Origin of the sequence: Citrobacter sp. TBCS-14 (assembly GCF_005280805.1) — a bacterium.
Taxonomy (GTDB): Bacteria; Pseudomonadota; Gammaproteobacteria; order Enterobacterales; family Enterobacteriaceae; genus Citrobacter; species Citrobacter gillenii.
In genome coordinates this window covers 1-227 of the sequence record NZ_SZWM01001280.1, presented here as the reverse complement: position 1 = coordinate 227, position 227 = coordinate 1, and the positions used below count along the sequence as shown (strand labels likewise).

Annotated in this window: 1 pseudogene; it reads left to right on the top strand. The window is 50.2% G+C overall.

Annotated elements, in window-relative coordinates:
• Positions 1-227: pseudogene (recA, locus tag FDX22_RS27370) on the top strand (recombinase RecA); the annotation flags it as partial.

Below are 227 nucleotides of genomic sequence, written 5' to 3'. Positions count from 1 at the left end.
ACCACCGGTGGCAACGCCCTGAAATTCTATGCGTCTGTTCGTCTGGATATCCGTCGTATTGGCGCGGTGAAAGAAGGCGACAACGTGGTAGGTAGCGAAACCCGCGTTAAGGTTGTGAAAAATAAAATTGCAGCGCCGTTCAAACAGGCTGAATTCCAGATTCTTTACGGTGAAGGCATCAACTTCTACGGCGAACTGGTTGACCTGGGCGTGAAAGAGAAGCTGAT